The 20,306-nt window shown below is 42.2% G+C and carries 16 protein-coding genes and 1 other annotated feature; of the genes, 14 read left to right on the top strand and 2 right to left on the bottom strand.

Features of this window, described 5'->3' with window-relative positions:
- The first annotated feature begins 1 nt into the window (after position 1).
- From P5G49_RS06665 to P5G49_RS06595, 14 genes are all read left to right on the top strand, one after another.
- Entirely contained in the window at positions 2 to 808 is an 807-nt protein-coding gene (locus P5G49_RS06665) for a CheR family methyltransferase (RefSeq protein WP_435877196.1), read from the top strand.
- 436 nt (positions 809 to 1,244) lie between these two features.
- Entirely contained in the window at positions 1,245 to 2,231 is a 987-nt protein-coding gene (locus P5G49_RS06660; RefSeq protein ID WP_301242710.1) for a tetratricopeptide repeat protein, read from the top strand.
- A 109-nt stretch (positions 2,232 to 2,340) separates the two neighbouring features.
- On the top strand, positions 2,341 to 3,627 hold the full coding sequence (tig, locus tag P5G49_RS06655; RefSeq protein ID WP_301242709.1) for a trigger factor: 1,287 nt from the start codon (positions 2,341 to 2,343) through the stop codon (positions 3,625 to 3,627).
- 146 nt (positions 3,628 to 3,773) lie between these two features.
- Positions 3,774 to 5,042 (top strand): ATP-dependent protease ATP-binding subunit ClpX, encoded by a 1,269-nt coding sequence (gene clpX / locus P5G49_RS06650; RefSeq protein WP_301242708.1) that lies wholly within the window; start codon positions 3,774 to 3,776, stop codon positions 5,040 to 5,042.
- Between the two features lie 120 nt (positions 5,043 to 5,162).
- On the top strand, positions 5,163 to 7,487 hold the full coding sequence (lon, locus tag P5G49_RS06645) for an endopeptidase La (protein WP_301242707.1): 2,325 nt from the start codon (positions 5,163 to 5,165) through the stop codon (positions 7,485 to 7,487).
- Positions 7,484 to 8,065: a ribosome biogenesis GTP-binding protein YihA/YsxC gene (yihA, locus tag P5G49_RS06640; RefSeq protein ID WP_301242706.1), complete on the top strand. Its 582-nt coding sequence runs from the start codon at positions 7,484 to 7,486 to the stop codon at positions 8,063 to 8,065. Before lon ends, yihA begins: the two co-directional genes overlap by 4 nt.
- Before the next feature lie 161 nt (positions 8,066 to 8,226).
- Positions 8,227 to 9,579 (top strand): glutamyl-tRNA reductase, encoded by a 1,353-nt coding sequence (gene hemA, locus P5G49_RS06635; protein WP_301242705.1) that lies wholly within the window; start codon positions 8,227 to 8,229, stop codon positions 9,577 to 9,579.
- A 3-nt stretch (positions 9,580 to 9,582) separates the two neighbouring features.
- A complete protein-coding gene (locus tag P5G49_RS06630) occupies positions 9,583 to 10,413 on the top strand; it encodes a cytochrome C assembly family protein (RefSeq protein WP_301242704.1) in 831 nt (276 codons plus the stop codon).
- A 36-nt stretch (positions 10,414 to 10,449) separates the two neighbouring features.
- Entirely contained in the window at positions 10,450 to 11,379 is a 930-nt protein-coding gene (gene hemC / locus P5G49_RS06625; RefSeq protein ID WP_301242703.1) for a hydroxymethylbilane synthase, read from the top strand.
- The gene (locus P5G49_RS06620; RefSeq protein WP_301242702.1) at positions 11,372 to 12,133 is read left to right on the top strand and encodes a uroporphyrinogen-III synthase; all 762 of its coding nucleotides are present in this window, start codon (positions 11,372 to 11,374) and stop codon (positions 12,131 to 12,133) included. Before hemC ends, P5G49_RS06620 begins: the two co-directional genes overlap by 8 nt.
- A complete protein-coding gene (hemB, locus tag P5G49_RS06615; protein WP_301242701.1) occupies positions 12,130 to 13,110 on the top strand; it encodes a porphobilinogen synthase in 981 nt (326 codons plus the stop codon). Before P5G49_RS06620 ends, hemB begins: the two co-directional genes overlap by 4 nt.
- Positions 13,111 to 14,403 (top strand): glutamate-1-semialdehyde 2,1-aminomutase, encoded by a 1,293-nt coding sequence (hemL, locus tag P5G49_RS06610; RefSeq protein WP_301242700.1) that lies wholly within the window; start codon positions 13,111 to 13,113, stop codon positions 14,401 to 14,403.
- Positions 14,404 to 14,657: 254 nt separating this feature from the next.
- Positions 14,658 to 15,398, top strand: coding sequence for a hypothetical protein (locus tag P5G49_RS06605; RefSeq protein ID WP_301242699.1), 741 nt, complete (start codon positions 14,658 to 14,660; stop codon positions 15,396 to 15,398).
- A 235-nt stretch (positions 15,399 to 15,633) separates the two neighbouring features.
- Positions 15,634 to 15,853 (top strand) — a binding site (T-box leader).
- 72 nt (positions 15,854 to 15,925) lie between these two features.
- Entirely contained in the window at positions 15,926 to 18,571 is a 2,646-nt protein-coding gene (locus tag P5G49_RS06595) for a valine--tRNA ligase (RefSeq protein WP_301242697.1), read from the top strand.
- Between the two features lie 27 nt (positions 18,572 to 18,598).
- On the opposite strand, the gene P5G49_RS06590 is transcribed toward P5G49_RS06595, so the two are convergent.
- Both P5G49_RS06590 and P5G49_RS06585 read right to left on the bottom strand, forming a co-directional pair.
- A complete protein-coding gene (locus P5G49_RS06590) occupies positions 18,599 to 19,408 on the bottom strand; it encodes an ATP-grasp domain-containing protein (protein WP_301242696.1) in 810 nt (269 codons plus the stop codon).
- Complete coding sequence (locus P5G49_RS06585) at positions 19,405 to 20,271, bottom strand: ATP-grasp domain-containing protein (protein ID WP_301242695.1); 867 nt, start codon at positions 20,269 to 20,271, stop codon at positions 19,405 to 19,407. The genes P5G49_RS06590 and P5G49_RS06585 overlap by 4 nt, the downstream gene beginning before the upstream one ends.
- Between the last annotated feature and the right edge of the window lie 35 nt (positions 20,272 to 20,306).

Raw genomic sequence — 20,306 nt, 5'->3', positions numbered from 1 at the left:
GATGGATGAATTAGAACAGTTGGAAATCCAACTGTTCCTTCAAGGTATTTACGAATGGTATGGCTACGACTTTCGGGACTATGCTTATAATTCAATTAGGCGCCGAATATGGCATCGTGTCTATGAAGAAAGGTTAAACAGTATTTTAGGCTTGATGGAAAAGACTCTACGGGATTCGGAATGCTTAAAAAGACTCTTGCTGGATTTTTCGATCAATGTAACTGAAATGTTCCGAGACCCATCGTTCTTCTTGGCGATAAGGGAGAAAATAATCCCACATCTGCGCACATATCCTTCCCTAAGAATATGGCATGCTGGCTGTGCGACGGGTGAGGAAGTCTACTCAATGGCTATTTTATTACAAGAAGAAGGCCTGTACGACAAGGCGAAAATCTATGCAACAGATATCAATGAGAAGGCCCTTGGAATTGCAAGAAGAGGTCAATATCCTTTAGAAGTTATGAAAAAGTATACTAACAACTATTTAAAAGCAGGTGGAGCACACGCTTTTTCGGAGTACTATTCTGTTAGTGGTAATGTGGCGAAATTTGACTCATCTTTGAGCAAAAATATAATTTTCGCCGAACATAATTTAGTAACAGATCAATCATTCAACGAGTTTCATTTAATTCTTTGCCGTAATGTAATGATTTACTTTAACAAGACGTTGAAGGAAAAGGTATACCAACTTTTCCACGAAAGCCTAACCCCTTTCGGTTTCCTATGTCTAGGTGACAAAGAATCAATAATGAGTAAAGAATACTATCAGGCAATTAGTAGTGCTCAAAAAATATACCAAAAACACTAGCGGCAATACAAAGGGATGCCAGATATAGCGTTGATCCTTAAGTTATTCAACCGCCATATAAATGAAACCGCTTCAGTCAAGGGTGACGGGAGCGGTTTTTATATGGAAAGTTAACCGTTAGCAAGATATCAGTCAATTCCAGAGAGTTATCGGTCACTTTTAGCGAATTATCGGTCATTCTGCACAAGTTATCGGTCACTTTCGGGAAGTTATCGGTCAAATCCCAGGCGTTATCGTCGTTTTATTACTTTAGACCCACCCAAGATGGTTTCCACTTTCTTTTCCCTTTACAGTTTATATCTCACTCATAAGGGAAATCTAATGAAAAAGAAATTCATTAATATGAAATTGAAAATTACGTTTGCCTAACGAATATTTAATTCCCAGTTAGAAAAAGCTATATGATATATTGGAGGGACGAAAGAAGGTGAGACCCGTGAGAAAAAGAAATAGATATGGAAGGCTATTGAAAAAGGAAAACGTCGTCATGTTCCCTGGTGCCCTGGAATCGCTTATCGAAAAAGGATTGGATGCCGTAGAAGACACCAACTACCCTGAAGCTGTGGAAGCTTTTGAACAAGTGTATCGTTTCGATCCCGATAACCCCCGATTCTTGGCACCATATGCAGTAGCTTTATATGAAACAAAGAATTTCGAAGAAGCAAAGGAAATAGCCAGCAAATTACTTTATAGCGGCACCACCGAATACCTTGACGCTATGGAATTGTACTTGGCAATCAGCATTCAATTACAACACTATGAAGAAGTTGAAATGACGATTGAAGCACTTCTTGATGAAGAAATTGTTCCACCTGAAATGGAGAAGAAGTTCAACTATCTGCGGGACCTAAACAAAAGACTTTCCCATAGATACGTTAGTGAACATGACGAACCAAAAGTCGCAAATGAAATCTTCACTGTAGAAGAATTCTTAGACAAATCAATTACTGAGCAACAAGAAATGATTGCAGCATTGGCATACAGAAAATCGGATAAATCAGTAATGGAACTTTTTCACGATATTGTTGAAAAGGAAGGCTTACATCCGATTGTCATTACGTATATTCTTGTCCTTCTTTTTGAATCCGGATATAAACAGGAAGTGACCATCACGAAATTCGGTAACACTAAAACAGTCATCCCTTATGATATGGACCCTCCTGGATACCATGATCGTTACAAAGAGGTTGTCAATCTCATTTGTGAAATAGCCGAGAAGGATCCATCACGAATGCAAATGGCGCTCGATGCGGCTAAGCGATACAGTATAATCGCCTATCCGTTTAACTGGGATGGGTATTCAACAGCGGAAGTTGCGACAGCTTATACTCAATACATAGAAAGCATGTTTCAAGGGGAACCGATGTTAGATACGGAATTGAATTCATTGATAAAAAAAATCGATGAGCAGACAGACAGATAACGTATTAAATCTGTTGAAAGATCGAAAGACTATGATATACTGTAAGGGTTGAAAATGGCGTATTCAATAACGAAAATATATTGGTCATAATGATTCGGAGGTTTTTTAAATGTCTGTTAAATGGGAAAAAGAAGAAGGTAATAAAGGTACTTTAACTGTTGAAGTTCCTGCTGAAAAAGTGGACGCAGCAATTGATGAAGCATTCAAGAAAGTTGTAAAAACAGTTCAAGCACCAGGATTCCGTAAAGGGAAAATGCCACGTAAAATGTTCGAGAGAATGTACGGTGTTGAAGCACTTTACAATGATGCACTTGACATCATCCTTCCTGAAGCATATACAAACGCACTTGACGAATCTGGTGTAGAGCCGATTGCACAACCTGAAATCGAAATCGATGAAATGGAAAAAGGCAAAACGCTTATCTTCAAAGCACATGTTACATTGAAGCCAGAAGTTAAACTTGGTGAATATAAAGGTCTTGAAGTGAAACGTCAAGAAACAGAAGTTACTGACGAAGAAATTGAAGAGCAATTAAAAGATCGTCAACAAAAATTCGCTGAAATGGTCGTTAAAGAAGACGGCGCTGTAGAAAACGGCGACACAGTTAACCTTGACTTTGAAGGGTTCGTTGATGGCGAAGCGTTCGAAGGCGGAAAAGCAGAAGGATATGACCTTGAAATCGGTTCTGGTTCATTCATCCCTGGATTCGAGGAGCAACTTGTTGGTTTGAAACAAGGTGAAGAAAAAGACGTTGAAGTTTCTTTCCCAGAAGAATATCACGCTGCTGAATTAGCTGGTAAGCCGGCTGTATTCAAAGTGAAAATTCATGAAATCAAATCAAAAGAAATCCCTGCACTTGATGATGAGCTTGCAAAAGAAATCGACGAGGAAGTTGAAAGCCTTGAAGCTCTTCGTACGAAAATGAAAGACCAGTCTGCTGAAGAGAAGAAACGTGCATCCGAAACAGCATTGCGTGACGATCTTGTCGAAGCCGCTGCAAGAAACGCTGAAATCGATATTCCAGAAGTAATGATCGATTCAGAAGTCGATCGTATGATGGATGAGTTCGGCCAACGCCTTCAAATGCAAGGCATGAACCTTGAACTTTACTTCCAATTCTCAGGTCAAGACGAAGCAGCTTTACGTAGCCAAATGAGAGACGATGCACTAAACCGTGTTCGTGTTTCATTGACTCTTGAAGCAATCGGAAAGGCTGAAAACCTTGAAGTGACCGAAGAGGAAATCAACGCTGAGCTTCAAAAAATGGCTGATCAGTTTAATATGGAAATTGACCAAATTAAACAAACTTTAGGCGGAACTAAAGTTCTTGAAAATGATTTGAGATTCAATAAAGCAGTTGAATTCTTAGTGGAAAACGCTAAAATCGCTGAATAATTGTAGATGAATAAGACAAGGTGCGGTTTTCCGTACCTTGTTTTTCATAGGAAGAATTATCCCTTTTGGTAATAATGGTAAGTTCGAATTAGTTGCTTAAAACGGGGGAATCTTGTAAGATTGTCACTTGAATAGGGGTGAGCTTGATGTTCAAATTTAATGACGAAAAAGATAATCTAAGCTGTTCTTTTTGTGGTAAAACCCAAGACCAAGTAAGGAAATTAGTTGCAGGTCAGGGTGTCTATATTTGTGATGAATGCGTCGAACTATGCGCGGAAATCGTTGAGGAGGAAGTTGGCCTTGATGAACATTTCGAGCTGAAAGACGTTCCGAAACCACGTGAAATCCAAGGCATTTTAGATGAATATATTATTGGTCAGGATCGGGCAAAAAAATCATTGGCCGTTGCTGTATATAACCACTACAAACGCATCAATACGAATAGCAAGGTTGATGATGTTGAGATCGCCAAATCGAATATCGTTTTGATTGGTCCAACTGGTAGCGGTAAAACTTTGTTGGCACAAACATTGGCACGTATATTGGATGTACCATTTGCAATTGCGGATGCAACTTCACTTACTGAAGCCGGATATGTCGGCGAGGATGTTGAAAATATTCTGTTGAAACTTATTCAAGCTGCAGATTTTGATATTGAGCGGGCTGAAAAAGGTATTATTTATATCGATGAAATTGATAAGGTTGCGCGAAAGTCTGAAAATGCATCCATCACTCGTGATGTCTCAGGTGAGGGAGTTCAACAGGCACTATTGAAAATTCTTGAAGGTACGGTTGCAAGTGTTCCACCTCAAGGAGGGCGTAAGCATCCGCATCAGGAATTCCTTCAAATCGACACGACGAATATCTTGTTTATCGTTGGTGGAGCATTTGATGGTATGGAAGAAATCATCAAACGTCGTACTGGACAAAAAGTGATTGGATTTGGCACGAACACTGAAGAAGCTTCCGCGGAAGAAACTTCTTTGCTATCGAAGCTGATTCCTGAAGATTTACAGCGTTTTGGCCTTATTCCCGAATTCATCGGCCGTTTACCTGTAATTGCTACACTTGAACAGTTAGATGAGCAGATGCTTTACCAAATCCTTACAGTTCCAAAGAATGCGATTGTAAAGCAATATCAAAAAATGGTTGAACTTGATGGGGTTGAACTTAAGTTTGAAGACGATGCACTTCTTGAAATTGCAAAAGAAGCGATTGTACGGAAAACAGGTGCTCGGGGTTTGCGTTCAATCATTGAAAACATCATGTTGGATATCATGTATGAACTTCCGTCGCTTGATGAAGTTACACAATGTATCATTACGAAAGAATCCGTCCTAAAGAAGTCAAGCCCGATTCTATATCGAGAAGATGGTACGCAATTCGATCTCGATCAAGAGAAAAATACGGCATGATATTTGGAGGAATAAAGCTGACTCCGGCGATGCGATCTTTTCGCTCTTCGGTTGTCGGCTTTTTCCACCTTATATGACTGGCTAAATTGGATATACATATCTTATGGAGGTGACTTCCGCATGCCAAAAAGAAAAAAGCTAAATGTGCCTTTGTTGCCTTTGCGCGGGATGTTGGTTTACCCGACGATGGTTTTACATATTGACGTCGGGAGAGAGCGCTCCGTATTTGCAGTGGAGCATGCAATTGCAAATGGTAATTTAATCATGCTTGCTTCACAAAAAGATACAAGCGTTGAAAGCCCGGACGCGGATGACCTATATAAAATTGGTCTATTGGCTCACGTCAAATCATTGACTGAACTGAATAATGGAACATACCGGTTGTTTATCGAAGGTATTGAGCGTGCAAAATGGACGAATTATGAGGAAGCTGATTTATATCCAGTCGTTGATATAGAAAGGATTCCGGAAGATACGGAAGTTGATGCTGAAAGTATTGCTCTCATGCGTACATTAATTCCGTATTTTAAGAACTTTGCAAATTACTCAGCGAAGATTTCACAGGAAACGTTCGACTCAATTTCTACCATCGAAGAACCCGGAAGGCTTGCGGATATGATTGCTTCACATTTACCATTGAAGGTTTCCGCGAAACAGGAAATTCTTGAAATTATTGATGTTAAAGAGAGACTGGAATTCCTTATAAACAAGCTGCATAATGAACAGGAAATCCTTGAATTGGAAAAGAAAATCAATAGCCGTGTAAAAGAAGCGATGGAACGGACCCAAAAAGAATTCTATCTGCGCGAACAGATGAAAGCAATTCAAAAGGAACTTGGAGACAAAGACGGAAAAAGCATCGAGGTTGTCGAGTTAACCCAAAAAATTGAAGATGTCGGAATGCCTGACCATGTAAAGGAAGCGGCACTTAGAGAACTTGATCGTTATGAAAAAGTCCACTCGGCATCCGCTGAAAGCGGTGTAATCCGGAATTACATCGATTGGCTGATCTCTTTGCCGTGGTCTAAAGCTTCTGAAGATCAATTGGACATTAAACGCTCTGAAATGATTTTAAACCGTGACCATGAAGGATTGGAATCAGTTAAAGAACGGATTTTGGAGTATTTGGCCGTCCGTCAAATGACCAACTCATTGCGTGGTCCAATCCTTTGTCTCGACGGTCCCCCAGGTGTAGGAAAGACTTCTCTTGCTCGTTCGATCGCGGAATCATTAGGCAGGAATTTTGTTAGAATCTCACTCGGTGGTGTGAGGGATGAATCGGAAATAAGAGGGCATCGTCGTACGTACGTGGGGGCAATGCCTGGTCGTATCATACAAGGTATGAAAAAGGCAGGTAAGATAAATCCGGTCTTTTTGCTTGATGAAATTGACAAAATGTCAAATGACTTCAGGGGAGACCCGTCCGCGGCAATGCTTGAGGTCTTGGATCCTGAACAGAATTCGACTTTCAGCGATCATTATATTGAAGAGCCATATGATTTATCGAATGTGCTATTCATCGCCACATCAAATGATTTAGGTTCAATACCTGGCCCGTTAAGAGATCGGATGGAAGTAATATCAATTCCGGGTTATACGGAAATTGAAAAACGTGCAATTGCTAAAAACCATCTGATTCCAAAACAGTTAAAAGAACATGGTTTAACAAAGTCTCAAGTGCGCATTAATGACGAGGCGATAATGAATATTGTCCGTTATTATACACGAGAGGCTGGAGTCCGCGGGTTGGAACGTGAAATTGCCCGGATATGCCGAAGAGCTGCAAAGCAAATCGTAATGGGAGAAAAGAAAAGTGTGACGGTTAGTGCGAAAACCCTCGAAACCCTTTTAGGTAAGAGAAAACATAGTTACGGGCAAGCTGAAAAGAAAAATCAAATCGGTGTTGCGACTGGGCTTGCTTACACGACTGTCGGCGGGGACACGTTGCAAATAGAAGTGTCGCTATCTCCAGGTAAAGGGAAATTGATATTGACTGGAAAATTAGGTGATGTCATGAAAGAATCCGCCCAAACGGCACTTTCCTATGTTCGATCAAAAGCGGCGGAGTTCAATATCGACTCTGACTTCCATGAAAAAAGCGATATTCACATCCATGTACCAGAAGGAGCGGTTCCAAAAGACGGACCTTCAGCAGGTGTGACGATTGCAACAGCTTTAGTTTCGTCTTTGACGAGGCGACCGATCCGTCGGGAAGTTGGTATGACCGGTGAAATCACACTTCGCGGCAGGGTGTTGCCGATTGGCGGAGTGAAGGAGAAATCGTTGAGCGCTCATAGGGCAGGTTTGACAACGATTATTTTGCCGGAAGCAAATGAACGTGATATTGAAGATATACCTGAAAGTGTACGTAGTGAGCTGACATTCAAGCTTGTTTCGGATGCTGAAGAAGTATTAGCAATTGCATTAGAGGAGGCATCCGAATGAAAGTTAACCAAGTTGAAATGATTATGAGTGCTGTAAAACCAGAACAATATCCTGATGACGGATTTCCGGAATTTGCTTTAGCGGGACGATCCAATGTAGGAAAGTCATCGTTTATCAATAAAATGATTGGTCGGAAAAGTTTAGCGAGAACTTCTTCCAAACCCGGAAAGACACAGACCTTGAATTTTTATAAAATCGAGGAAAAGTTATTTTTCGTTGACGTACCCGGCTATGGCTATGCTAAGGTATCGAAGTCTGAACGCGAAGCATGGGGTGGTATGATTGAGCGCTATTTGACAGGTAGGGAACAGTTGCGTGCTGTTGTGCAAATCGTAGATCTTCGTCATCCACCAAGTAAAGACGATTGCCTCATGTACGACTTTTTAGGCCATTATGACATCCCTGTAATTATCATTGCGACAAAAGCGGATAAAATACCGAAGGGGAAATGGGAAAAGCATAAGAAAATCATCAAAGATGAATTGTTTATGCGTGCCGGTGATCCTTTAATTGTATTCTCATCTGAAAAAGGGATCGGGATGGACGAAGCTTGGCGTGAAATAGAAAAAAGAATGTAATACAAATCCGGATGACGTACCCTTCATCCGGATTTTTTCACTATGAAGCCGTGTTGTAGCTGTTGATTCTTCAATGTTTAGTCACATTATTGACCGATTAAAATAATGGATTATGTTATAATTGATTATGTAAAAATGAACGGGAGAGGTGTGGACACCTTATGAATACTATCGTGGTCGGTGTAAACTACCGAACAGCCCCTGTTGAAATAAGGGAAAAATTATCTTTTGTCGAGGCGGAATTGCCTAAAGCGATGCAAGCCCTTCAAAAGGAAAAAAGCATATTGGAGAACACGATTATATCTACGTGTAATCGAACCGAGATTTATGCAGTAGCCGACCAACTTCACACGGGACGCTATTATGTTAAACGGTTTTTGGCCAATTGGTTCAATATGGATATAGAGGAACTATCTCCTCACTTACTTATATACGAAAATGATGCGGCAATAGAACACTTGATGAGAGTGACAGCAGGAATCGATTCAATGGTTCTTGGTGAAACACAGATCTTAGGACAAGTCCGGGATAGTTTCTTAAAAGCTCAAGAAATCGGTACGACGGGAACTGTCTTCAATGAATTATTCAAACAGGCGGTTACGCTTGCGAAGCGCGCTCATTCCGAAACAGCGATCGCCGATAACGCAGTCTCTGTTTCCTACGCTGCAGTCGAACTTGGGAAAAAAATATTCGGTTCGCTGAATGACAAACATATCGCAATCCTTGGAGCAGGTAAGATGGGCGAATTAGCGATTAAGAATCTTCATGGAAGCGGTGCAGGGAAAGTCACAGTCATAAATCGGACTTTGTCTAAAGCGGAAGAAATGGCAGAACAATTCGGTGGTATTGCCAAATCAATGAAGGAATTGCAATGTACCTTATTGGAAGCTGATATTTTAATCAGTTCCACCGGGGCAACTGATTTTGTCATCGATTTTGAATTGATGCAGTACGTAGAAAAACTTCGCAAAGGAAAGCCGCTTTTCATGGTAGACATTGCAGTGCCACGAGACTTAGATCCGCGGATCGGTGATTTACCGAACGTATTCCTGTACGATATCGATGATCTGCAAGGAATCGTTGAAGCAAACCTTGCCGAACGCAAGCGTGCAGCTGAAGAAATCGGTTTGATGATTGAAGGGGAAATCGTTTCCTTTAAGGAATGGATAGCAACTCTTGGCGTAGTTCCGCTTATTACTCAATTACGGGAAAAAGCAAACCGCATCCAATCCGAAACTATGGTGAGTATCGAAAACAAAATACCTAATCTAACAGAACGTGAAAAGAAAGTACTGAACAAACATACCAAGTCAATCATCAATCAATTACTAAAAGAACCAATCCTTCAAGCGAAGGAACTGGCAATGGACGACAATGCCCCAGAAAAATTGGCCTTGTTCAAACAAATCTTTGGCCTTGCTGCTGATGAGGAGAAAGAATCAGACGCGGTGAGAGAACAGTTACAGTCTAAAAAGATTGCAAAAAAGACTGCCCAGCCTGATTTATCATTTTAAAAGATGGCTGAAATGACTATGACAATGTTTCACGAAATCATCATAATCCTGTATGCGGTCAGTCTCGTATTTTACTTTATCGATTACTTAAATACGAATAGATTTGCCCATCGTGGCGGATTTTGGATTTTATCCATTGTCTATATCATGCAAACCGGCTTCCTTATTATTAGGGTATTAGAAACAAAACAATTTCCAATCCTTTCTCTTTACGAAGGGATTTATTTCTATGCTTGGCTACTCATCTCACTGTCGATGATTCTCCAAGTATTTTCTAAAGTCGGTTTTGCAGTCTTCTTTTTGAATGTCATTGGCTTTATTTTTATGTCGATTTATACATTTGCACCTATGCAGATTGAACAATCACCGGTTGGTGACTCATTAATCTCGGAGTTGCTTTTCATCCATATAACATTTGCAATTCTCTCATATGCAGCGTTTGCGATGTCTCTTGTGTTTGCTATCCTATATTTGCTTGTCTATAAAATACTTAAGGAAAAGAAATGGACAAAACAGTTCGGTCGTTTACCTTCACTTCAGCAAACTTTGACTGGAATGAAAGTATCGATCTATATAGGAATACCCGTACTGCTTATAAGTCTTATCTTAGGAATACAGTGGGCGATTGTAGTATTGGATGATTGGTTGTTATCCGATATGAAAATCATCGGGTCATTCCTTATTATTATTCTTTATAGTTTAGTGTTGTTTTTGCAAAGAAGAGGGAAACTGACAGCGAATGATTTTGCGTGGGCGAACGTCTTCGCTTTTATTTTTGTTATCATTAATTTTTTTCTTGGAAGTAGATTATCCCAATTCCATTTTTGGATTTGAACGTAAAGAATACTTAACAGTGGAAGGAAGATTGTATTGAGGAAAATCATCGTAGGTTCACGACGAAGTAAACTTGCACTGACGCAGACGAATTGGTTTATCGACCAATTGAAAGCAGCTGGCGCACCATTTGAGTTTGAAGTGAAAGAGATTGTTACAAAAGGGGACCAAATCCTCGATGTCATGCTTTCTAAGGTGGGAGGCAAAGGATTGTTCGTTAAAGAAATCCAGCAAGCCCTTTTCGATAAGGAGATCGACTTTGCTGTTCATAGTATGAAGGATATGCCAGCAGTTCTTCCAGACGGATTGACAATTGGCTGTATTCCGGCTCGCGTTGATGCCCGTGATGCCTTCATATCAAAGGATCATGTCAAATTCATGGATCTGCCAGTCGGTGCTGTAGTAGGTACATCAAGTTTGCGCAGAAGCTCTCAGCTACTTCTATTGCGTCCTGATCTTGAAATCAAGTGGATCCGCGGTAATATCGACACAAGACTGAAAAAAATGCAAGATGGAGAATATGATGCAATTCTTTTAGCCGCGGCAGGATTGAAGCGAATGGGCTGGAGCGAAGATGTCGTTACTGAATATATGTCAATCGAAGACTGTATCCCTGCAGTTGGTCAAGGGGCGCTTTCTATTGAATGCAGAAGCGATGATGAAGAACTATTGGCTGAACTTGCAAAAGTATCAGACGCTCAGACATGGAAGGAAGTTGATGCGGAGCGGACGTTCCTTTCCGAAATGGATGGTTCATGCCAAGTTCCGATTGCCGGGTTTGCACAATCTATTGGCGACGAAATTGAATTTACGGGATTCATTGCTTCTCCTGATGCCAAACAAGTGTTTAAAAAGACGGTACGCGGGAAAGATGCGATTGCGGTAGGAAAAGAAGTGGCATCTGTATTGCGGGCAGAAGGCGCTTCTGAAGTGATTGAGAAAGTGAAGGCGGAAATGGATGCCTGAATATGGCCCGCTTCATGGGGAAACGGTTATATTCACCGGAACGCTCAAATCACTTGAGGTTTTCGACCTTGTCAGGCAATATGGAGGCGTTCCTGTTTCAATTCCGCTTATCCAAGTGAATGAAGTTGAGGAGCCGACCGATGAAAAGAGAATGAAAACGTGTTCTGACTTTGATTGGCTAATATTTACAAGTCAAAATGCAGTAAAAGCTTTCCAGTCGAAAATGGAACGCTTTGCTATATCTGTTAATGAAATTCCGTGTAAGATTGCAGCAGTCGGCACTCGTACTGCGGCAGCGCTTGAGAAAATCGGTTTTACTGTTGAATTCATCCCTACCGTATTCAGTGCGGATGTATTTGTGAAGCAATTCAAGCCAACTGACGGGGAATTGAATGTGCTTTTCCTGAAAGGCTCACTTGCAGGCAGTATAATTCGTGAAGAATTGCCCTTTCAAGTAGTCGAATGGACGGTGTACGAAACCGGGGCAAAACGTGATTCAATCAACTCCCTAGTTGATTTATTAAAAAGTAGGAGGGATTGCAGCGTTCTGTTCGCAAGTCCTTCCGCTGTTCGTGTTTTTAGCGAAGATGCTGTACCTTCAGTTGGTTGGAGTGGTTATACGATTGGTGCAATCGGGCACGTCACCGAAAGGGCACTGCTTGAAGCAGGGGCTACTGTGGATGTTAAGCCTGAAATTTATACACTTAAGGAACTCGTTGAAACGTTGTCTAATAGAAAGGATGAATTCCGATGACTCAATTACAATTCCGACGTAATCGTCGTTTGCGTAATTCTACTGCTTTACGTTCGATGGTAAGGGAAACTATTCTGAAGAAGGAAGATTTCATTTATCCCATTTTTGTGATCGAAGGGGAGAATGTGAAAAATGAAATCAGTTCGATGCCAGGCATTCATCAGTTGTCGCTTGATCGATTAATAGATGAGGTGGATGAGGTTGTTGCACTCGGAATCCCATCGGTTCTCCTTTTCGGTATTCCTGCTGAGAAAGACGCAACAGGAACTGGAGCGTATGCAGAACAAGGGATTGTTCAGCAGGCGACAAGATTGATAAAAGAAAAGCATCCTGAACTTATTGTCATTGCAGACACATGTCTATGTGAATATACAGATCATGGACATTGCGGTGTTGTCCATGGAGAGAAAGTGTTAAACGATCCTTCACTGGATCTACTTGCAAAAACAGCTGTAAGCCAAGCAGAAGCTGGTGCGGATATCATTGCGCCTTCGAATATGATGGATGGCTTCGTTATTGCAATCCGCCAAGCGTTGGATAAAGCAGGTTTTGAAGATATACCGATCATGTCTTACGCGGTGAAATATGCGTCTGCCTACTACGGTCCATTCCGGGATGCGGCAGAATCAGCACCACAGTTCGGAGATCGGAAGACGTACCAGATGGATCCGGCTAACCGTATGGAAGCCCTTCGTGAAGCGGAGTCAGATGTAATGGAAGGTGCGGATTTCCTGATCGTCAAACCGGCACTCTCGTATCTCGACATTATGCGTGATGTGAAAAACAATGTGCTACTTCCTGTTGTTGCCTATAACGTAAGCGGTGAATATTCAATGGTTAAGGCCGCCGCACAAAATGGCTGGATCAATGAAAGGGAAATCGTTTTGGAAACTTTGACAAGTATGAAACGCGCTGGTGCAGACCTCATCATGACATACCATGCAAAAGATGCTGCGCGTTGGCTGGAGGGAAAATGAATGGGAAGAAATTATGAGAAATCGAAGCAAGCATTTGCGGAAGCTGTCAATTTAATGCCAGGAGGTGTGAACTCTCCTGTCAGGGCATTTAAATCGGTCAATATGGATCCGATTTTCATGAAGAGCGGGAAGGGTCCGATCATTACAGATATTGATGGAAATGATTATATTGACTATGTACTGTCGTGGGGACCGCTGATTTTGGGACATGCCGATCCGGATGTTGTTGAAGCAATTAAAAACGTAGCTGAAACAGGTACAAGCTTTGGGGCACCTACACTGTTAGAAAATGAATTGGCGAAAATCGTCATTGACCGTGTACCGTCCATCGAGGTTGTCAGGATGGTTTCTTCAGGTACTGAAGCAACAATGAGCGCATTGCGTTTGGCTCGTGGCTATACAGGACGAAACAAGATTTTGAAGTTCGAAGGATGCTACCACGGACACGGCGATTCATTGCTCATTAAAGCGGGCTCAGGGGTTGCTACGCTTGGTTTGCCTGATAGTCCAGGTGTTCCTGAAGGTATTGCAAAAAACACGATTACAGTGCCTTATAACGATTTGGAGAGCGTGAAAGTCGCTTTTGAACAATTCGGTGATGACCTTGCGGGTGTAATCGTTGAACCTGTTGCCGGCAATATGGGTGTTGTTCCGCCAGAGCCTAAGTTCCTTGAGGGCTTGCGTGAATTGACGGAGAAAAACGGTACATTGCTCATCTTTGACGAAGTGATGACCGGTTTCCGTGTGGATTATAAGTGTGCTCAAGGTTATTTTGGAGTCACACCGGATTTGACTTGTCTTGGTAAAGTCATCGGGGGCGGACTACCGGTAGGTGCTTATGGTGGAAAGCGTGAAATTATGGAACACATTGCACCTGCGGGAACTGTTTATCAGGCAGGAACGCTATCTGGGAATCCAATGGCGATGACTGCCGGTATCTCAACATTGAAAAAGCTGACACCTGCTTCATATGATCATTTCAAGAAGTTAGGTGATCAGTTGGAGGCTGGATTCCGTGAGGCGGCGGAGAAATACAATATCCCTCACACTGTTAACCGTGCTGGATCGATGATCGGTTTCTTCTTCACGAATGAAAAAGTGATCAACTATGATATAGCAAAGTCTTCAGATCTTCAATTGTTCGCAGAATATTTCCGATTAATGGCAGAAGAGGGAATCTTCCTTCCACCTTCACAATTCGAGGGTATGTTCCTTTCTGCTGCGCATACGGAGGAACATATTGCACGTACAGTGGAAGCATTCCACAAAGTCTTCGCCCAACTTGCGCGATAAATTTATTAAACCATCCATTGTCATTAAGCCGACAATGGATGGTTTTTTATTTAGGAAACTATGTTTTCGTCTAGACTCCGGGCGCCAGAGGCTCGGGTCATAAGGCGAAGCCGCTATGTGGCAAAAAGCGCCACGCCGCATCTTCACCTTATGCCTGTCGCCTCTATGCAGGCGCCCTGCGCTTTTGTTTTCTTTCTTCTACCTTTTAGGCTTGTTGCATATAATGCCAAGAGAATTGAGGGAGGGAATAAGGGATGACAAAATTACAATGGGATATGAAAGAGGTATTCTATTTCCCTACGGACGTGGGGGTGCCAAGTTCTGCGCGCCTTGTAAAAGTGAAAGCAGGGTTTACAGAGAAACGTTCAGAAGATGCAGTGCGGCTATCGGGCATCTATCATATAGCTGCCAAGGTCGAATTTGCAGAAGGTGAGCGGGCTGAAATGATTCCTCAGGAAGTGGTTTATGTTGATGATGTGGAAATGGACGGTCAAGTGGGCTATTTCGAATATGCGGTTCCACTCTATATCGATTTGCCCCCTGAAGTAGAGCATCCATTGCATGTTGAAGCATCCAATGTCAAAGCGCACTTTGATGAACAAGGTGCATTGACCGTAGCTTGGGAAGTTAATTGCACGCATACGCCTCAGCAGTCTGTGATTGAAAATACTGAAACCCAAAAACCTGTAAGTCAACAGGCAGACAAGGTTGTTGTTGAAGAGAAAAAAGAAGCAGCAACAGCAACAGAAAAAACAACAGCAACAGCAACGGCAACAACCACACAGGCTGCACTGGAAAAAGCTCAGATAGCTGACGAATCCCGACAAGAAACAACAGTCTCAAAACAAACCGCTGCGAAGCAAGTCCAAGAAGTGACTGCAACATATGACAGCAGCTCATGGAATGGCCATGATGATATACTGTCATACATTGCGGAGTTGCCGGATGGATGGTCGACAACAAATTTTCGCTCAAATGATGTTTTTGTAGAGTAGGAAAGCTATTCCGCAAAGCAAGCAAAATAGAAGGAAATCACCTGTCGTAGGGACGATTAAAAGTCTGATCAGCTGAAAAACAGTGATTGGGATGATGATGTGCTTGCAGTAAAACCTGGTTTTTCGTAACCATGGCGGCAATAAATATGGGTTATATCCTTTTCTCATACTACCTTCCTTTCGTAATATACTTGACGAAATCTCCTTGAGTAGCATACAATGTTCATAACTATATAATGATGCATTGAACGGGAGAGTACGTAATTTCATTTATCCAAGAGAGGGCGCCATTGCTGAGAGGGCCTATAAATGAGTTGCAGAAAGTCACCCGGGAGCAGTTTCCGTGAAATCTAGTAGCGGAAGCCGGTTTGAAACCGTTATTTGTTATTGAGGCATATACGCAATTTGTATATGCGAATAAAGGTGGTACCACGAATAACTCCTTCGTCCTTTTTGGCGAACGGAGTTTTTTTGTTTTCTGCTTTTATTCAAAAACAGGTTTTGCAAGCAAAAAAGGAGGAGTTCATATGTCAACAGAAAACCTATCAATGCCTACGAAATATGAACCGCAATCGATTGAAGCGGGTCGTTACGAATGGTGGCTGAAAGGAAGCTATTTTGAAGCTCAACCGAAGAGTGGGAAAGAACCCTATACGATTGTTATTCCACCACCGAATGTTACTGGAAAGCTCCACCTTGGGCACGCGTGGGATACAACGTTGCAGGATATCCTAATCCGTATGAAGAGGATGCAGGGCTATGATGCACTATGGCTGCCAGGAATGGACCATGCGGGAATTGCAACACAAGCAAGGGTTGAGGAAAAACTTCGGGAAGAAGGAAAGTCCCGATATGATTTGGGCCGTGAAAAATTCGTTGAGGAAACATGGAAATGGAAAGATGAATATGCTGGCCATATCCGTGCACAATGGGCTAAGTTAGGACTCGCGCTTGATTATTCCAGAGAGCGTTTCACATTGGATGAAGGATTATCCAAGGCGGTTCGCGAGGTATTCGTAAAACTTTATGAGAAAAAGCTTATCTACCGTGGCGAATATATTATTAACTGGGATCCAGCGACGAAAACTGCATTATCGGATATAGAGGTTATCCATAAAGATGTTCAGGGTGCATTCTATCATATGCGCTATCCACTTGCCGACGGAACGGACAGCATCGAAATTGCGACAACACGTCCTGAAACGATGTTGGGGGATACTGCGGTTGCAGTACATCCGGAAGACGACCGCTATAAGCATTTGATCGGCAAAACAGTTAAATTACCAATTACTAACCGTGAAATTCCAATTATCGCAGATGATTATGTCGATATGGATTTCGGAAGCGGTGCGGTTAAGATTACACCTGCCCACGATCCAAATGATTTTGAAATCGGAAACCGTCATGATCTGCCACGTGTCCTCGTTATGAATGAAGATGGCAGCATGAATAAACTTGCAGGCGAGTATGAAGGAATGGATCGTTTCGAATGCCGGAAAGCAATCGTTAAAGACTTGCAGGATATGGGCGTTCTTTTCAAAATCGAAGATCATTTACATTCGGTTGGTCACTCTGAACGTAGCGGGGCTGTTGTTGAGCCGTATTTATCAACGCAGTGGTTTGTAAAAATGGCACCGTTAGCCGAAGAAGCGATTAAACTTCAGCAAAGTGAAGGGAAGGTCAACTTCGTCCCTGAACGCTTTGAAAAGACATATTTGAACTGGATGGAAAATATCCATGACTGGTGCATTTCCCGTCAGCTTTGGTGGGGACATCGCATACCTGCCTGGTATCATAATGAAACGGGTGAAATTCACGTTGGACATGAAGCGCCAGAGGATATAGAAAACTGGAAACAGGATAACGATGTTCTCGATACATGGTTCTCATCTGCATTATGGCCGTTTTCAACAATGGGCTGGCCGGATCTTGACAACGAAGAATTCAAACGTTATTACCCGACGGATGCTCTTGTTACAGGATATGACATCATCTTCTTCTGGGTTTCTCGAATGATTTTCCAAGCTCTTGAATTTACGGATCAGCGTCCGTTCAAAGACGTATTAATCCATGGTCTCGTTCGTGCTGAAGACGGCCGCAAGATGTCGAAGTCGCTCGGCAACGGTATCGATCCAATGGAAGTAATTGATAAATACGGTGCGGATGCTTTGCGCTACTTCTTGGCTACAGGTTCTTCTCCTGGTCAAGATCTTCGCTATTCGACAGAAAAAGTTGAAGCAGTTTGGAACTTCGCGAATAAAATCTGGAATGCTTCCCGATTTGCGTTAATGAATATGGATGGCATGACGTATGATGAAATCGATCTAACTGGTGAGAAATCCGTAGCTGATGCATGGATTTTAACTCGCTTGAATGAAACGATCGAACAAGTGACAAAGCTCTCCGAGAAGTACGAGTTCGGTGAGGTTGGCCGTGCATTATACAACTTCATTTGGGATGATTTCTGTGACTGGTACATTGAAATGGCGAAGCTACCGTTGTACGGGGATGACGAAGCGGCAAAGAAAACGACAAGATCGGTTCTTGCCTATGTCTTAGACAATACAATGCGTTTATTACATCCATTAATGCCGTTTATCACAGAGGAAATCTGGCAGAACCTTCCTCATGAAGGGGAGTCGATCACAGTGGCAGCTTGGCCGGTTGCGGACGCGACATTAACGGATTCCGCTAAGGCATCTGATATGAAGCTACTTGTTGACCTAATTCACGCGGTACGTAACATCCGTGCAGAAGTGAACACGCCAATGAGCAAAAAGGTTCCTTTATACATCGCTGCGAAAGATGAAGCGACAGTTTCCGTTTTAGAGTCAAACCGCAACTATATTGAGCGTTTCTGTAACCCGGAAACTCTTGAAATTGGAGTTGGTATTTCGACCCCAGGCAAATCAATGTCAGCTGTCATCACTGGTGCAGAATTGTTCTTGCCGCTTGAAGGCTTGTTGAATATCGATGAAGAGGTTGAGCGTTTGAAGAAGGAATTGGCGAAGTGGGAAGGCGAAGTGAAACGTGTTCAAGGAAAACTTTCCAACGAGCGTTTTGTTTCGAAAGCTCCTGAAGCAGTAGTTGAAGAGGAACGTGCGAAAGAGAAGGATTATTTAGAGAAGAAGGCAGCAGTTGAGCGCCGAATTGAGGAATTGAAAGAGATTTAATTAATGGAAAAGAGTTGGATCCCTATATTAGGGTTTCCAACTCTTTTTTTGTCTAACGCTCATTACTCTCTCCAACAACTTCTGTGCAACTGAAAAATCATGTGTCGCATACAAAGATCTTGCGCCGACGGGATCTTCTATTTCATTCAAAAGCCAACCGCCGTCCGGCAATAAAAGAAAATCGATGCCGATATAATCACTTTTTAACGCGCAAGCAATCTTCCGAACTTCTATCTCTTGGGAAGAGGAAAGCATGTACTTCTCCACTGAGCCGCCAAGGGTGTAATTCGATTTGAACGAATCTTTACCAATACGCTTCACTGCTCCCAATACATCGTCTCCCAACATGAAAACACGAACGTCGGTTGCGTTCGATTCAATATATGGTTGAGCGATAAGTTGTCGATTGCGAAACTGATTCAAAAAGCTTTCAGCCTCGTCTGTCGTATTGCAAAGATGTACTTCACTTCCGCCATGGCCATCGACAGTTTTTAAAACAACTGGATAACGAACAATATCTCCAACCGACTTCAAACGCCTTGTCGGTACAGTGGGAACACCTTGGAGAGCCGCAAACTCGAACGTCTTCAATTTATCATTTGCTATTCGATTCACTTCTGATCGATTGATCATTTGAAAACCCGCTGCTTCCCATTTAGCCGATAACTCAGGATTCCGATCCCGAAATAAAATGAAATCCGCATCGGCATCCGGTTCATCATTATCCACTACTAAATTCAATGAAAGTCCCAACTTTGCCGCATGCAACATCAAATCATCGATAAACGCTCGATTCCTTTCAGCTTCTGCAGAGGAATAGTATATATACGCCTTCATGCCAACTTACCTAAAATATATTCGATCATTTTATCTGCAACATTAATACCTGTCACATTGTATATATTGCGAATATGTGCTGCTGCATTCACTTCACAAACGAGCGGTTTTTCATTGTCACCAAACAATAAATCAACTCCAGCGAATTCTGCCCTGACTGCATCAGCTGCACGGATTGCGAGTTCTTTCTGTTCAGCAGTCAACTCGACAATACTTGCAACTCCGCCATTCGTAATATTTGCCCGGAAATCAGTTTGGGAAGAACGATACATGGCGGCGACTATTTCCCCGCCCACGATATTCACACGGATATCGCGCCCTCTACTTGTTTCGATGAATTCCTGAAACACATAATCGATACCACGTAATTCATCGACCTTCGCAAAGAATTCCTCTTCTGTTTCAATTAAATAGACCTTCATGCCAAATGACCCATGGCCTTCTTTAATGATCATTGGCAAGCCTAACTTATCAAGGACCTGCTCATAATAGCCTGATCCTTCGATCGTAAATTTTGGATAGACTTTCGGCGCAATAATCGTTTCGGGCATCGCAATCCCGTTTTTCGCTAACTGTATGTACTGTTTCGCTTTATTATCACAAGTCTCAATGACTTCCGGATCATTGAACACCGGAATTCCTACGTTCTTCAAAAACGTTGCAAGGAGAATGTCTTTATCAAGGAACACGACAAAATCGGGGCGTTCTTCAAGCTGTGCATTTAAACTCATCATTACTTCATAATTCATCACTATCTTCGCTTTTACTCCTGCTCTCTTAGCTGCGTCCGCCAATAACTCCGCCTGGTCGCGGAATTTATCACTTGTTAAACTTCCATTGTAAATGACCCAACAAATTTTCATATCGTTCCCTCCGGCCGTGATATACTTTTCCTATG

It is taken from the genome of Sporosarcina highlanderae (assembly GCF_030433715.1).
In the GTDB taxonomy this organism is placed as follows: Bacteria; Bacillota; Bacilli; order Bacillales_A; family Planococcaceae; genus Sporosarcina; species Sporosarcina highlanderae.
Note: the sequence above shows the minus strand (reverse complement) of the source record. Positions and strands in the feature narration are given on the sequence as shown.

Bases quoted from the DNA above. Each gene is read 5' to 3' on its own strand.
- P5G49_RS06665 (WP_435877196.1), top strand. From the start codon at position 2: ATGGATGAATTAGAACAGTTGGAAATCCAACTGTTCCTTCAAGGTATT.
- tig (WP_301242709.1), top strand. From the start codon at position 2,341: ATGTCTGTTAAATGGGAAAAAGAAGAAGGTAATAAAGGTACTTTAACT.
- clpX (WP_301242708.1), top strand. From the start codon at position 3,774: ATGTTCAAATTTAATGACGAAAAAGATAATCTAAGCTGTTCTTTTTGT.
- lon (WP_301242707.1), top strand. From the start codon at position 5,163: ATGCCAAAAAGAAAAAAGCTAAATGTGCCTTTGTTGCCTTTGCGCGGG.
- yihA (WP_301242706.1), top strand. From the start codon at position 7,484: ATGAAAGTTAACCAAGTTGAAATGATTATGAGTGCTGTAAAACCAGAA.
- hemA (WP_301242705.1), top strand. From the start codon at position 8,227: ATGAATACTATCGTGGTCGGTGTAAACTACCGAACAGCCCCTGTTGAA.
- P5G49_RS06630 (WP_301242704.1), top strand. From the start codon at position 9,583: ATGGCTGAAATGACTATGACAATGTTTCACGAAATCATCATAATCCTG.
- P5G49_RS06620 (WP_301242702.1), top strand. From the start codon at position 11,372: ATGCCTGAATATGGCCCGCTTCATGGGGAAACGGTTATATTCACCGGA.
- hemB (WP_301242701.1), top strand. From the start codon at position 12,130: ATGACTCAATTACAATTCCGACGTAATCGTCGTTTGCGTAATTCTACT.
- hemL (WP_301242700.1), top strand. From the start codon at position 13,111: ATGGGAAGAAATTATGAGAAATCGAAGCAAGCATTTGCGGAAGCTGTC.
- P5G49_RS06605 (WP_301242699.1), top strand. From the start codon at position 14,658: ATGACAAAATTACAATGGGATATGAAAGAGGTATTCTATTTCCCTACG.
- P5G49_RS06595 (WP_301242697.1), top strand. From the start codon at position 15,926: ATGTCAACAGAAAACCTATCAATGCCTACGAAATATGAACCGCAATCG.
- P5G49_RS06590 (WP_301242696.1), bottom strand. From the start codon at position 19,408: ATGAAGGCGTATATATACTATTCCTCTGCAGAAGCTGAAAGGAATCGA.
- P5G49_RS06585 (WP_301242695.1), bottom strand. From the start codon at position 20,271: ATGAAAATTTGTTGGGTCATTTACAATGGAAGTTTAACAAGTGATAAA.